Below are 15,142 nucleotides of genomic sequence, written 5' to 3'. Positions count from 1 at the left end.
AATAACAAAATATTAGAATTTGAAGCATTGTTAGAGGGTTAACTTTAGGTTTTCTGCCAAAATGTGAGTAGACTTGATGAAGTTTAGATAAATCCATCCTTTCAATGATATTTTTTACAAGCCTTAACTTTACATCATCTTGAACATACACATCTATGTTAAAATTTAACTTTAATTGAATCGTATCGTTAATTAGTGTAGAATTAATAAGTAACGATGTATGATTATTAGTGTTTTTCATAATTACATTGTACCAAAAAAAGACGAGGACTTTTTAAGTTTCTCGTCTTTTTTGTGATTGGGACTTATGCAACAGCCCCTTAAAATCTATTTATCTTATTTAAATAAAGCTAAAAACTTTTTCCTTACCGCTTCATTTCTTGCTTTTTTTGCTATTTTATATCTTCTATCCCTTTTATCTTTATAAGCTCTATATTTTTTTCTTGCTCTTCTATTCACGTAATCGCTATATTCCAATTGTTTATAAAAATCAGATGGGTACTCTATTTCATCTAAAACCATATGAAATTCTGGTTTAAAAAAGTCTTTGTCATAATTCTTCTTTGGTGTAATCTTATTTCTACTAAGTGTTAGTCTATATACTATAGCATCTATTAAATCTATTAATTTGTACATGAATGTATTTGTTTTCGCTTGATTTTTCATACCTTGTACCTCATATTTATGATACTATAAATAATGCTAAAATTTATCAAAATCAAGTTGTATAGCTTCTCTATCTCCAGTTTCTTTTTTTCCATCAAATGTATTATTATATGCTATACAATAATCTACAATTTGTCCAGGTGTTAGTTCTTCAAACATTTCTAAAATAAGATTTCTTGAAGTTGCACCTACCACTATATCTTCAACAGTTACTTCTTCATCTGAACTACTTTTTTTTATTATTCATAGTTAAAGTACTTGAAAAAGCTTTTTGTAATAACTCAATTAAATCAACAATAATCTCAGCAATTTGGAATACTTCAAATGATTCAATCCATTCAATCATATCTTGTTTACTATCATCTGCACTTTTTGCTAATACTTTATTGTTATGCCACACCCTTTTAGAATAATTAGATCCAGCCCAGTTATGCTTCATTGCTTCGTCTATTAAGTTTTTGTTTACTCCCTTAACTCCAGTTTCATTTAATGTAGATTTATAAACATTTCTTAGATGACTACCAAAGCTATCAAGCTGACTTCCCGTCATAGCAAGTCTTTCCATCTCGATATCTCTTAGCATCGCTTCTTTTCTTCTAATCCTAAATCCTGTAGCATTACCTTTTATGAGCTTTTCCATTTCTTTTTTTACTGCTTTATCTTTTGTAGTTTTGTATATTTGTAGCCACTCATTATATCTGTCATAACTAATATGTCCATTTAGAAATTTTCTTATTTCCTCTGGTTTCATACCGGCAAAATTTTTTGTAATACTTGAAAGTTTTATATTCGAAGAAGATTTTTATGATATAATAATATATAATAAAAATATAAAAATAAAAGAATTAACATGCAGTCAGATTCACAACTTAACATAAAACGATTTGGTCGAAGTATTTTACTAATATTATTATGAAAATACATAAATAGGCGGATAATGAAAAAACGAATTTACCGATTATATGTATTTTAATAAAATAAAATTAGTAAAACCTGTACTTGTTAAGTATGATTTTAAGTATATATTTCGAATAATAGACGATAAATAGGAGAATAAATGGATAAATTTATTTATTTCTTAAACAATATACATCCTACAATAGCTTTTATTATAATAAACTCTATTAGTTTTTTATTATTAGCGATATTAATAACACTGACTAAAAAATACCCTGATATATTTTTTAAGATATTAGCTGTAGGGGTAATCATAGGAACAATAGTTTTATTTATATTAAAACTTGCTATAATTGCTATAGCTATAATAATATTATTCTTTGTAACATTAGTAAAACTCAATAACAATTAAAATACCCTGCAATGAGGGTATTTTTTTATTGCTTATATAATCTTTAGTAATAACTTATACCTATCTATTGATTCATTATGTTCTTTTAAACATGAAATAAGAGCCTTTTTATTTAGGCTCCCATCTTCATTAAATAATATTATTTCACTTCTTTTTAGTGCCTTTTATCCTATATTTTGATTTTAAAAACAAAAAACTCATCATTCTGCACAATTTTATATTCTATATCATAATTATTTAATAAATTACTTACTATATATAGACCCAATCCATTGCTATTAGCTTTATTCCGATCAAAATTATTTTCAAATACTTTATCCATATCTGAGTCATTATTATATGAATTTTTAATATATAACCAATCTTCATCTGCCCAAATATCAATATTTCCATCTATTTCTGTATATTTTACTGCGTTTCCAATCAAATTTGATAAAACTATATTTAATGCATTCTTTCCTATATAAATATTTTCATCTGATAAATAGTTGTTTATATTTATATTTTTTTGATTTGCTAATATATCATATTTTTTCAATACATCTTCTAATATATCATTTATAATTAATTGTTCTTCATCATTATTTAAGTTTTTTATAGAATGAAGTGATAATATCTGTGAAATATTTTTGGTTAATCCATCTACTATATCAACACATTCATTTATATATAAATCTCTATCTTTATATTTCCCAATATTATATTTCATATTCTCTAGTATGACCTTAAGACTAGCTAGAGGTGTTTTAAGCTCATGAGAAGCTCCTTTGAAAAACTCATATTTAAGTTTTTCAAGCTTTAAAATTTCTTTATTCTTAAATTCTATGTCCTCAATGGTAGCTAATAATGTAGAATACAAATCATTGATTTGCGTCTTTAATTGACCAACTTCATCATTTGAATTAACTTTTAGTTTTGCTGTTTTATCAAGTTCCATCATATTATCAGTAACATTTTTTATTTCCTGTATATTGTTTTTTATGGATTTAGCATAAATAAAAGAAACTATAAATGAAAATAAAAAAGATATTAATAATGAATAAGGAAGAAATTTAAAACTTAATTCTTTTGCTTCTTTCTGCATATCAGCGGTGGAAATAAATTGTATGTGTATTTTCTGACCATCACTAAGTTCTATTTCTCTATCTTCAATTATCAGTGAATTATTATTACTTTCTAAATCAATATCTACTTTATTTTTAATTTTTATTTCATCATTTTTGTCATTACCTTTTATATAAGCCTTTACTTTCTCAGTTTCAGAATATAAATCTAAAGTTTTCTCCACATAATTTAAATCTTTTCCATTCATATTTCTAGAAATTTCATTTGCTTTGTTATAAATTTCAGATTTTCTAGAATCTAAATATGTCCTAGGAAAAATAAAGAAAACTAGAGTATGTATTAATATAATTATTATTCCAATTATAGAGAATGTTTGTATAAATATTTTAGGAAATATTTTTAAATTTTTCATTTTCTCTCCAATTTATATCCTACATTTCTTATAGTTGTTATGCAGTCCAATTGTAGTTTTTTTCTAAGTTCTTTAATATATACATCTATTACACGATCATAAGGTATTTCCTCTGTATCACCCCATACATTATCAATTATTTGCATCCTTGTTAGAACTTGTCCCTCATTATCTAATAAACATTTTAATATCTCTAATTCTTTTGCATTTACGTCTAAATTTTCTCCATTTATTTTTGCTGTATAGCTATTAAAATTCACATATAAATCCTTATATTCAAATTCTTCTATATGTCCAAAATTCTTTTTAATCAAAGAATCTACTCTAGCTTTTAATAGTGGTAATGAAAATGGTTTTTCTATATATCCATCTGCTAAATTAGTAAATGCATCAATCTTAAATTCTTCATCACTAAATGCTGTTAGCATTAAAATTGGTAAATTACTTTTTTGCCTAATTTCTTTCAATACATCTAGACCATTTATAAAAGGAATATTTATATCCAAAATAACTAGATTTATATCGCTATTAAATTTAGAAAGGGCTTCTCTTCCATCTTTTGCTTGAATAACAGTATATCCAAATTCCGACAGATATTCACTTATCCCTTCTCTTATCATTTTATCATCTTCAACAGTTAGTATTTTCATATATATCTCCTCTTAATCCTATATGATTATATTATACAAGATATTATCTCTTCAATGATATTTTATATTTATACCTTAAATAGTTTTTAAACAGTCAAAAACTTTCGGTGCATATAGCACCGAAAGTCTTAATTATTATCAATTAATAATTCTTTTGGATTTTTTCTTAATGTATTAAATGAAGAAATAATCAATGATACAAGAAGTACTAAGCTCATAAATATAATCACATAAATTATAAATTTAGGTAATACATTTATATCTAAACTTGACAATGTTTTATTAAATCCTTCAGCTTCTGCCCCGCCACCTAATTGGCTTGATGCAGATTGTCTTGCTATTTGCTTAGCTATATCTCCCGTTACCTTGTTTAAAATATTGTTACCAAGTTTTTCAGCTGTATAATTTGCTAGGAAATAAGATCCTACAAATGCTGGAATAGATATAAATACCATTTCTATTAGGAATTGACCAAATATTTCTAGTTTTGATATACCTAATGATAGCAATACTGCTATTTCTTTCTTTCTAGCATTCATCCATAAGAATAGTAATAATGAAACTACAATTCCTGCAAATATCAATGATCCAGCAAATAATTTATTTGATATTGAATATATTCCTGATATAGATTGTTGTAATGCTGGATAATTTGATGTACTCTTAATCAAATTATATTCTCTCCAATTTATATCTAATTTTCCAAGATCTTTTATTACGCTATCAAGATTTTTATCACCTTTAACAAAGAATGTTGCATCTTGATATACAGCAGTATCTTCAGTGTTCCCATAAACCTTAGCTGCTGTATGAACATCAGTAATCAATGTGTTTTCATATAATTCTTGTGCTGCACTTACACCACCACTATTGTGACCGTCAAAAAGACCTTTAATTTCTACTTCTACCGTTTCATCTGCACCTTTTTCATTGTCAGCATCAAATAAATTAGATTTTAATTTAATCTTGTCTCCAACTTTTAGATTGTTTTTTGCAGCCAAATCTTTATGCATTAAAATTTTGTTTTGATCTTCATTTTCTAAATGTTTACCTTCTACTAGCTTATATGCTTCGGATACAAATTTTGTTTCTTTTGCTGACTCATTTACCCCTGTTAACATAACTGTTCTTTTGAAGTTTTTCGCTCTTTCAGGAGATTGATTTGCAAGTGTTTCTTGAGTTTCAATAATATCATGATCCACTAAATCTGCAACACTGTTGATTCTTTTTACATAAGAGTCAATACTATCTGTTTCAGATATCTTTTTAATATCTTCACCTTTTACATTTCCACCACCTCTAGGTGTTCCTGGATTTACCTGTCTATTTATCTCCATAGAAAAACTGTTTGTTATATTAGCAAATGTTTCTTTTGAAGCTCTGTCCGTAGCATCTTTAATAGATAAACTGATGAGACTTAGAGTTGACATAGATAAAATAACTAAGATAATAATTAATGATTTTAAGCTTTTTCTTGTTACATAAGCAAATGCATTCTTTATCATTATTCAACCTCCAAATTCATTTTATTTACTTTTTTTAACTTTTTACTATTTAATTCTAAAATAATATCGGCAGAATCTGCTACTTCCTTACTATGTGTTACTACTATTACGCATTTATTTCTATCTTTAGCTAAAGTTTTTAGTATATTAATTATTTCTCCTGCAGTTACACTGTCAAGATTACCAGTAGGCTCATCTGCTAAAATTATCGGAGCATCTGAAACTAAAGCTCTAGCAATAGCTACTCTTTGTTGCTGTCCACCAGATAATTTCATAACATTTCTTTTTATTTGTTTTTGATCCAAACCTAATTCAAATAATATACTTTCATCTGCTGACTTATTAACTAATCTTATATTTTCAATTGGTGATAAATAATCTATTAAATTATAGTTTTGAAACACTAGAGATATATTGTTTTTTCTATGATTACTATATCCTTTTTTTTCTATATCTTCATTCTTAAACAATATTTTTCCTGTTTGAGGTTTATCAAGTCCAGCAAGTAAAGAAAGTAGTGTAGATTTACCTGTTCCTGACTTCCCTACTATTGCATAAAACTTTCCAAGTTCAAATTTTTGATTTACTCCTGATAAAACTTTTTCTTTAGAATTAGCATAACTATATCCTACATTTTTTATTTCTAATATATCCATTAATTTCTCCTAACTTATTTTTGATAATATTTCTTTAGGCTTCTTAATTAATATTAAAGAAGAAGCAAATACAACTGATAAAATAATAATACTTATTAATATTAAATAACTTTGTCCTAGCGTTTTTATATTTAACATAAAATTACTATTATTTATTAAACTTCCACCAGAAATCATTGATTCATCTGAATTAATAAATCCTTCGACAATTACTTTTAACAACACATTTCCTAAAAATAGAGAAGCTATTATACTTGGAATAGATATGAATACTAACTCAAATATAAATTGCATTATAATTTGAATCTTAGATATTCCAATTGATAATAATATTCCTATTTCGTAAATTCTTTCTCTTAACCATAGAATTAAAATTAATGAAAGAACAATAATTCCACCTAACATAATAGAGTAAGTCATTATCTTTATTATATGTTTTACACCACTTACTGATTCCAATGATTCTTCAAAAGCATTAGAGTCTTTTTCAACAAAATATTTTGACTCATCAATCTTAAGCTCTTTTAATTTATTTAATGCTACATCTGTGGACTCTGCACTATTAGAGTACATTAAGATTTTATTTGCAATTTGATTATTTTCTGCCTTATTTAATATCTTTTGACTTGTTGAGTAATCTACAAATACCATATTTTCACTAAAGTCAGAAGATAATCCTGTGTATGTTTCTTGTTTCTTACCAGAAAAGATTCCTATAATTTTGAATTTATGATTTTTAACTTTTCCATTATTCTCCATATCTAGTAATTCAAGGTCAAGCTCATCCCCTAATTTTAGATTATTTTGTTTGGCAAATTCTTCATGTACAAGAATTGAGTTTTTATCATTTTCTTCTATATTTTTTCCTTCTTTAATAGTAAATACTCCACTACTAAATAAAATATTTCTTTTAGTATTATTTGTAGCTTCTAGTGCGAGAACATTGCTAAGTTCATCAGACAAATCTTCTCTATTTATCCTCTGTTCTCCTGTCACTACTTTAGCGTCTTTCGGTTTTGCTAATCCATCATATTGAATTATTTTCTCTTTAATTTCTTTTATTTTTTCAATATCCTTAAATTGATTAATATTAAAATATCCACCATCTTTTTTTGTTATCGATATTGAAGAATTAGAATTTTCATATAAAGAATTTTCTATTTCATTACTTGATTTCATTATTGTCAAACAAGAATACAAGCACGAAAGAACTATTGTTAATATTATAAAAATAATAAAAGTTCTATTCTTTTTTCTTGTAATATATGCTACAGCATTTTTTATCACCTTTATATCTCCCTTCTACATCTAAACATAATAAATTATGTTCCTATGACGAAAATTTTTCCTAAATAAAAATATTATTTAAGAAATCGATTCAAAAATATAATACAAGATGTTTATGAAATGAATATGAAATATATTTTTAAATATATAATTTTATATAATAAAAAATTACCCCCTTCATCCTTGTCGGACTTTTGGGAAGGTAATTTCACCTATAAAATATATAATTTTATTTTTGTTTTAAAGTACCTTTTAAAGTAGATATAGCCAATATTAAACTATAGAATTGTGCTAAAATAGTCAAAAAAGCAGATATAAAATATCTGCTCTTAAATATAATATTAAATTAAAGTTTTCTTCACTATTATTTAATGCTCTAAGAAAAATTCTTTAAAAACAGGCTCTTTTCATCAATTCTTTTACCATTTTCATAAAATAAAACTATTTCAAAGTATTTTCCATCATAAATATCAAATATATAATTCATGGAATCACTAAGATTTGGCATTTTCTTTAACTTTTCATAATTATTAAAGAATAATCTTCCTTCAACATTCTCTTCAACTAATTCTCCAGAAAATTCTTCTGTAGTATATAGAAAACCGGTCAATCTAACATCTTCTTCTATCCAATGTATTATTCCATTAAATTGAAGATTTTTTACATCTAGATTGGTTTCTTCCTTGGCCTCTCTTATAGTAGATTCATAAATTGATTCATTTGGTTCTAATTTTCCCCCGGGAAATGTCAGGCCTTCCCAACCTTCTTTAATGTTTTTATCTAAAACTACTACATTTTCTCCATCCATAATTCTAATCATATTGTATAGAACTGTTTTCATTTTTTCTCCTTTTAATTACATTAAAGGTGCAATTAGTCTTAAAGCTTTACCTATTAATCTATAGAAAACATTTAATTCTCTATATGATTTTATTGTCATCTCTCTGGACACTTCAACTGTTTGTAAGACATCATTTTTTAAATCTAGAGCAAAATTTCTATCATGAATTAAAATTCCATTTTCATAATGTAAATGTAAAGATCTAAAGTCTAGATTGATAGTTCCAACAACGGATGATATATCATCTGTAACTATCGCTTTAGAATGTAGAAAACCTGGAGAATATTCATATATTTTAACTCCATTTTTAAGTAAATTCTCATAATAAGATCTTCCCATATTAAAAGGAATTTTTTTATCAGGAATTCCTGGCATTAAAACTCTAACATCTACACCACGTTTTGAAGCAAATATTATTGCATCTCTAATCTTTTCGCTAAGTATTAGATATGGAGTCATAATATACACATAGTCTTTAGCTTGGTTTAAAATTCCAACATATGTGTTTTCCCCTACAGATTCATTATCATTTGGTGAATCATCAAATGGTTGAATTAAAGCTTTATCTTCAAATACACTATGCTTATTAGAAATATATTGGGATATTTCAATTACTTTTTTACTTGATAATTCCCATAGATTTAAGAACATTAAAGTTAAATTTGTAACAGCTTCTCCTTCAATTCTAATTCCATTATCTTTCCAATGACCAAATCTTTCAGCCTCATTAATATATTCATCCGCTAAATTAATTCCACCTGTATATCCGATTTTATTGTCAATAGATACTATCTTTCTATGATCTCTATTATTATGATAAGTTGATAAAATAGGCTTAACTGCAGCAAATACTTCAACTTCTATTCCAAAACTTTCTAAATATTTTTTATAGTCTGGGTCTAAAGTATAATCATTTGTACCATCATACATAAATTTAACTACAACACCTTCTTTTACTTTTGAAGCTAATATTTCGACTATACTATCAAGCATGATACCTTCTCGAACAATGAAGAATTCAATAAATATAAATTGTTTAGCGTTCTTTAAATCTTCAATTAAATGGCTATAATACTCTTCTCCTGAACTAAAATATTTAGCTTTTGTATTTTTGTAGATTGGATAACCTGCAGTCTCATATAAATATTTTTCAAGTCCGTAATCAATAAAACCTTTAGTTTTAATTTCTTTTTTAATACTTTCATCTTGATATAAATATTTCATATTTTTATACTTAATATCTTGAAGTCTTTTTGCAAGTCCCTTAGGTCCTGGTAAAATTTCTAATAATAAATATAAAAGTATCCCAAATAAAGGAAATACGGTAATTGGTATCATCCAAGCAACTCTATAATCAATTGGCTGATCCATGTTTATTATATAAATAATTGCAATTAAAACAATTCCAGTACTACTCCAATTATATATATTCACATATTCTTTTAATGAATTATATAGATATATAAAAAAAGCCATTTGTAAAATAATTAATAATGTGATTACTAATATTGGCTTTATTAGATGTCTTTTTCTTTTAAATTGTTCAAATTGAGTTTTTTCATTTTGTTTTTTATCTTTCACAATATCCTCTCATTTGTAATATTATAAAATACTATTAATAACTGATATTATATCAAAAAAGAAAAAAAAAATATACATGAAAATAGAGAAAAGATATACCTTCCTCTATTTTTTATCACCAATAAATTGTGATGTATATAATTTATAATATTCTCCTTTTTTAGCAAGCAACTCTTCATGATTTCCTTGCTCTATAACTTCACCATTTGATAATAATAAAATATTATCTGCATTTTTAATAGTTGAAAGTCTATGCGCTATTACAAATGAAGTTTTACCTTCCATAAGCTTATTCATTGCATCTTGAATTTGTATCTCTGTTCTACTATCAACATTTGATGTGGCTTCGTCTAATATAAGCATAGGGCGATTTAAAATCATTGCTCTTGCAATTGTCATCAATTGTTTTTGTCCCTGGGATAGGTTTTCAGCATCTTCATCAAGAATAGTGTCATATCCATCTTTTTGGATTTCAATAAAATTATCAATATGAGCCGATTTTGCAGCATTTTTAATTTCTTCCATACTAGCATCTGGCTTACCATAAACTATATTTTCTTTAATAGTCCCTTTAAACAGCCATGCGTCTTGTAAAACCATTGCAAATGCAGACCTTTGAGATTTTCTTTTAATTTTCTTATATGAAATATCATCTATTAAAATATCTCCTTCTTGTGGATCATAAAATCTCATAAGAAGATTAATTAAAGTAGTCTTACCTGCACCAGTTTGTCCAACTATAGCAGTAAGTGTCCCTGGTTCTGCTACATAATTAAAATCTTTAATTACCATATTATCATCATCATATCCAAATGATACATTCTTAAATTCAACTTTACCTTTGACATCTTCTAGTGAAATTGCATCTTTAGAATCTGGTTTTTCATTATCTTGTTCAAGAAGAACAAAGACTCTGTTTGCAGCTGAAAGAGCTGATTGTACCTCTGCTACAACACCTGCAATTTGATTTATTGGGAATGAAAACTGTCTTGCATATAGAATAAATGAGGATAAAAATCCTAAAGAAAAAGCTCCATCTAAATACATTAAAGACCCAAATATTGATACAAGTGCAATCGAAATATTTGTCAAAAATCCCATAGTTGGAAAATTTATAGACGCTTGATAGTCGGCTTTATAGTAAGCATCAATACTCGTGCTATTTCTTATCCAAAATTCATTTGAAAAATATTCTTCTTTTTCATAGGCTTGTATAGTTTTTTGTCCATTTAAAATTTCTTCTACATATCCATTCATTTCCCCTAATTTTTTTGAACGAATAGAAAATAATGGTCTTGTCTTCTTAATTCTATATCTTGTAAATAATATAATTACAGGTACGATTATTAAGAAAATTAGTGATAATGATGGTGATATTGACATCATCATTGAAAATGAACCTACAACTGATATTAAAGCTGCCACAATACTTACTATATTGTCTGATATAGCTCTATTTACAAGTTCTAAATCATATGAAATTCTTGAAACTAAATCTCCAGCCTGATGAGTGTCAATATATTTTATTGGTACATCGACTATTTTTTCAAAAGTATCTTGTCTCATATTTAGAATAACTTTTTCTGAAACTCTAATCATTACTCTTGTAGAAATATACGTTAATAAGGATGATCCAAGATATGCAAATAGCATTAAATAAACATTTTTATAGGTTTCATTAAAATCTATTTCTGATTTTGTTAATGTATCAATTGCAGCTCCAGAATATCTCGGACCCCAAAGCACTAAAAGATTAGAGCTTACTACAAGCACTATAGCTAATAAAAACCATTTCCATTCAACCAAAATGTAGGAAAAGATTTTTTTTGCAATTTTTGAATAATTTTTCTCTTGATGTTCATTTGTTTTCTTATTATTCATATAAAACCTCCTCTGTAGAGTTCCCCAATTGCATTTCAGCTATTTCCCTATAAGGTTTTGAATGTTCTAGCATATATTCATGATTTCCCATAGCAGCAATTTCTCCATTTTCAAGGAAAATAATATTTTCTGCTGATAATACTGATGAAATTCTTTGAGCAATTATTATTGTAGTAGACTCTCTAAAATTACTATCTAATGCATTTCTTAATTTTGATTCTGTTGCAAAATCAAGTGCGGATGAGGAATCATCAAGAATTAAAATTTCTGGATTATCTGCAAATGCTCTAGACAATAATATTCTTTGCTTTTGACCACCAGAAAGATTTACACCCTTTGATGAAAGTGGATACTCTATTTTATCATCCTTACTATTTATAAACTCATATGCTTGAGCATTCATTGTAGCATTATATAAAACATCTTCATCTAATTTTCTACCAAAATCAATGTTCTCTTTAATACTACCCTTGAATAAGAAATCTCTTTGGAATACTGATCCAAATAAAGCATTTAATTCATTATGTTTAATTCTTTTTATATCTATTCCTCTTATTAGGATTTGTCCTTTATTGATATCATATTGTCTAAGTATAAGTTTTATAATTGTAGATTTTCCTGAACCAGTAGCCCCCATTATTGCAAATGTATCTCCAGGATATATCTTGAAGTTAATATTTTTCAAATTGTAATCTGTATCTTCATATGCAAAGGAAACATTCTTAAATTCTATCTCTGGTACATCTTTATTTGCTTTTGGTAATGATATTGGATCTTCAACAATTTGATTTTCATCAATTGGCATAAAAATTACTTCTTCAATTCTCTGTACTGAAGTCATAGCTCTAGAGTAAAGATTAAACATCCAATTCATCATAAATAAAGAGTTTGTAATTTGTAAGAAATATGACATAAATGCAATTATAGTTCCTACTTCTAAGGTGTCTGCTCCTACTAATTTCCCACCATATATAATTACAAATGCAAGTCCTACATACAGAAGTACATTAACTAAAGGTGATGTTAAAGCCATCATATCAACAGCTTCAATACTTTGGTTTCGTACTTCATTATTTGCGTTATAAAACTTATCTTTTTCATCATCTACTTTATTGAGAGCTTTTGAGACTTTTATACCTCTAATACTTTCCCTAATAACTTGCACCATATTATCGGTTTTCTTTTGTAGTTTTTTCCACATAGGTTGTGTTCTATTGTAAATAAAACGTATTGTAAAAAATATTGGGAAAATTAATAATAAAATAATGATAGATAATCTTGGACTTAATACTACACAAAAGAATATTCCACCAATAAATAATAATATAGATCTTGAGCCCATTCTTAATCCGGTGCCTAAAAAATTATGTACAGTATAAGTATCTGAGGTAAGTCTTGATTCTAATGATGATATTCCTATCTTATCTATTTGTCTTGCGGAAAGACCAATAGATCTAGAAAATAAATCTTGTCTAATTTCTTGTATCGCTTCGGAAGAAACTTTTGCAGCCATTCTATTTGACTTAATACCTAGCCACCATTCTAAAAATGATACTAATAACATAAGTCCACCAAGTAAAATTATCATCTTTCTATTTCCTGATGGAACAACATCGTCAATTATTTTGGCTAAAATAGCCGGAATCAATATTCCCATAAATGTTGAAAGCATTTTAACTGACAGCGTGGCTATTACCTTGGCTTTCTTGGGATATACATATTTTTCAAACATTATTCGCTCCAATCTTTCACATTTTTAATCTCTTAATAAAAACTCTATTGAACATACATATTATTTAAATATATAATTCCAAAAATTAATATTATAATTTACAATTCGTAAATCTGACTTATCATTCATATCTTTAATTTATACCCTTATTATAATAAATGTCACAATTAAAATTTAATATTATTATGAACATTAATAAATTTTATTTCTTCGATAATTAATAATTTGTTTATGTAGAATATGTAAATGATATTGTGATATAATTAAAAAAATTATTAAATAAATTTATTAAGGAGAACTTTATGAAATGGGAAGGAAGAAGGTCTAGTGACAATGTCAGAAAACAAGGTTCCTCAGGAAGAGGTGGCGGCGGATTTAGATCTATAGGTTCATTAGGTGGCGGCGGAATAATCCTATTATTAGCTGTATCTTTACTACTAGGACAAAATCCTCTTGATTTATTATTAGGCGGAGGTTTTAATACAACACCTAGTACACAGCAATCTACAACATTTGAACCGAGAAACAAAGAAGAAGCTGAAACTGTTGAATTTTTAGGGGTTGTACTTGCCGATACAGAAGATATGTGGAATGATATTTTTTCTAAATATGGTCAAACATATAGAGAACCAAAATTAGTACTATATCAAAACACTGTAAATTCAGGTTGCGGGTTTGCTTCTTCAAGAATGGGACCATTTTATTGTGGTGCAGATGAAACAGTATATATAGATGCGACATTTATCGAAGAACTTCGTACAACTTTTGCAGCTGAAGGTGATTTCCCATTCGCATATGTATTGGCTCATGAGGTTGGCCATCATATACAAAAATTAACAGGCGACTTAGAAAAAGTTCATGCATTGAGAGGAAGGGTCAGTGAAGTTGAATACAATAATGAAATGGTGAAATTAGAACTTCAAGCTGATTATTATGCTGGCGTTCTTGCCCACTATCTCAATAATAAAGGTTATCTTGACAGTGGAGATGTAAAAGAAGGGATGGCTGCAGCATCAGGTGTTGGTGATGATAGAATCCAAGAAATGCAAGGTGGTCAGGCAAATCCGGATACATTCCAACATGGTAGAAGTGAACAAAGAGAAAAATGGTTCTTAAGAGGATTTGAATATGGAGATCTTGAGCATGGGAATACTTTTGATACCAAAGATGCTAAAGATCTATAATAAATAATCTCATAAATGGGGCTGTTGCATAAGTCCCAATCACAAAAAAGACGAGAAACTTAAAAAGTCCTCGTCTTTTTTTGGTACAATGTAAGTATGGAAAACATTAATAAACCTACATCGTTACTCATTAATTCTACACTAATTAACGATACGATTCAATTAAAGTTAAATTTTAACATAGATGTGTATGTTCAAGATGATGTAAAGTTAAGGCTTGTAAAAAATATCATTGAAAGGATGGATTTATCTAAACTTCATCAAGTCTACTCACATTTTGGCAGAAAACCTAAAGTTAACCCTCTAACAATGCTTCAAATTCTAATATTTTGTTATTCAGAAAAAATATTTTCATCAAGAGATATTGAAAAAG

General features: G+C 26.9%; 15 protein-coding genes and 1 pseudogene. 3 read left to right on the top strand and 13 right to left on the bottom strand.

Annotated elements, in window-relative coordinates; genetic code table 11:
- From G534_RS08600 to G534_RS0106510, 4 genes and pseudogenes are all read right to left on the bottom strand, one after another.
- Positions 1-241: pseudogene (locus G534_RS08600) on the bottom strand (IS1182 family transposase); the annotation flags it as partial.
- Between the two features lie 95 nt (positions 242-336).
- Positions 337-666: a hypothetical protein gene (locus G534_RS0106520; RefSeq protein ID WP_027348405.1), complete on the bottom strand. Its 330-nt coding sequence runs from the start codon at positions 664-666 to the stop codon at positions 337-339.
- A gap of 36 nt (positions 667-702) precedes the next feature.
- The gene (locus G534_RS08730) at positions 703-861 is read right to left on the bottom strand and encodes a hypothetical protein (RefSeq protein WP_156896583.1); all 159 of its coding nucleotides are present in this window, start codon (positions 859-861) and stop codon (positions 703-705) included.
- Between the two features lie 31 nt (positions 862-892).
- Positions 893-1,417, bottom strand: coding sequence for a hypothetical protein (locus tag G534_RS0106510; RefSeq protein ID WP_027348404.1), 525 nt, complete (start codon positions 1,415-1,417; stop codon positions 893-895).
- Between the two features lie 306 nt (positions 1,418-1,723).
- On the opposite strand from G534_RS0106510, the gene G534_RS0106505 reads away from it, so the two are divergent.
- Positions 1,724-1,975 carry a hypothetical protein gene (locus G534_RS0106505; protein ID WP_027348403.1) on the top strand — a complete coding sequence of 84 codons (252 nt, stop codon included), beginning with the start codon at positions 1,724-1,726 and terminating at the stop codon, positions 1,973-1,975.
- 169 nt (positions 1,976-2,144) lie between these two features.
- Here G534_RS0106505 and G534_RS0106500 read toward each other — a convergent pair whose 3' ends face one another.
- The 9 genes from G534_RS0106500 to G534_RS0106460 form a co-directional block, all read right to left on the bottom strand.
- Positions 2,145-3,452: an ATP-binding protein gene (locus G534_RS0106500; protein WP_027348402.1), complete on the bottom strand. Its 1,308-nt coding sequence runs from the start codon at positions 3,450-3,452 to the stop codon at positions 2,145-2,147.
- On the bottom strand, positions 3,449-4,102 hold the full coding sequence (locus G534_RS0106495; protein WP_027348401.1) for a response regulator transcription factor: 654 nt from the start codon (positions 4,100-4,102) through the stop codon (positions 3,449-3,451). Before G534_RS0106495 ends, G534_RS0106500 begins: the two co-directional genes overlap by 4 nt.
- A gap of 128 nt (positions 4,103-4,230) precedes the next feature.
- Positions 4,231-5,607, bottom strand: a complete 1,377-nt coding sequence (locus G534_RS0106490; protein ID WP_027348400.1) for an ABC transporter permease — start codon at positions 5,605-5,607, stop codon at positions 4,231-4,233.
- On the bottom strand, positions 5,607-6,263 hold the full coding sequence (locus G534_RS0106485; protein ID WP_027348399.1) for an ABC transporter ATP-binding protein: 657 nt from the start codon (positions 6,261-6,263) through the stop codon (positions 5,607-5,609). Before G534_RS0106485 ends, G534_RS0106490 begins: the two co-directional genes overlap by 1 nt.
- Positions 6,264-6,272: 9 nt before the next feature.
- Positions 6,273-7,550 carry an ABC transporter permease gene (locus tag G534_RS0106480; protein ID WP_027348398.1) on the bottom strand — a complete coding sequence of 426 codons (1,278 nt, stop codon included), beginning with the start codon at positions 7,548-7,550 and terminating at the stop codon, positions 6,273-6,275.
- A 376-nt stretch (positions 7,551-7,926) separates the two neighbouring features.
- Positions 7,927-8,391: an 8-oxo-dGTP diphosphatase gene (locus tag G534_RS0106475; RefSeq protein WP_027348397.1), complete on the bottom strand. Its 465-nt coding sequence runs from the start codon at positions 8,389-8,391 to the stop codon at positions 7,927-7,929.
- 15 nt (positions 8,392-8,406) lie between these two features.
- Positions 8,407-9,972, bottom strand: coding sequence for a cardiolipin synthase (gene cls / locus G534_RS0106470; RefSeq protein ID WP_051177459.1), 1,566 nt, complete (start codon positions 9,970-9,972; stop codon positions 8,407-8,409).
- A 105-nt stretch (positions 9,973-10,077) separates the two neighbouring features.
- Positions 10,078-11,853, bottom strand: a complete 1,776-nt coding sequence (locus G534_RS0106465; protein ID WP_027348395.1) for an ABC transporter ATP-binding protein — start codon at positions 11,851-11,853, stop codon at positions 10,078-10,080.
- Positions 11,846-13,585: an ABC transporter ATP-binding protein gene (locus G534_RS0106460; RefSeq protein WP_034596088.1), complete on the bottom strand. Its 1,740-nt coding sequence runs from the start codon at positions 13,583-13,585 to the stop codon at positions 11,846-11,848. The genes G534_RS0106465 and G534_RS0106460 overlap by 8 nt, the downstream gene beginning before the upstream one ends.
- 302 nt (positions 13,586-13,887) lie before the next feature.
- Between G534_RS0106460 and ypfJ the strand changes: the two genes are divergently transcribed.
- Both ypfJ and G534_RS0106450 read left to right on the top strand, forming a co-directional pair.
- Positions 13,888-14,769, top strand: coding sequence for a KPN_02809 family neutral zinc metallopeptidase (gene ypfJ, locus G534_RS0106455; protein ID WP_027348393.1), 882 nt, complete (start codon positions 13,888-13,890; stop codon positions 14,767-14,769).
- Positions 14,770-14,865: 96 nt separating this feature from the next.
- A partial coding sequence (locus G534_RS0106450; RefSeq protein WP_169513556.1) for a transposase occupies positions 14,866-15,142 on the top strand: 277 nt, incomplete at its 3' end.

It is taken from the genome of Helcococcus sueciensis DSM 17243, from assembly GCF_000423145.1.
GTDB classification, from domain to species: Bacteria; Bacillota; Clostridia; order Tissierellales; family Peptoniphilaceae; genus Helcococcus; species Helcococcus sueciensis.
The sequence above is the reverse complement of the archived record's forward strand: the minus strand, read 5'-3'. Positions and strand labels throughout refer to the sequence as shown.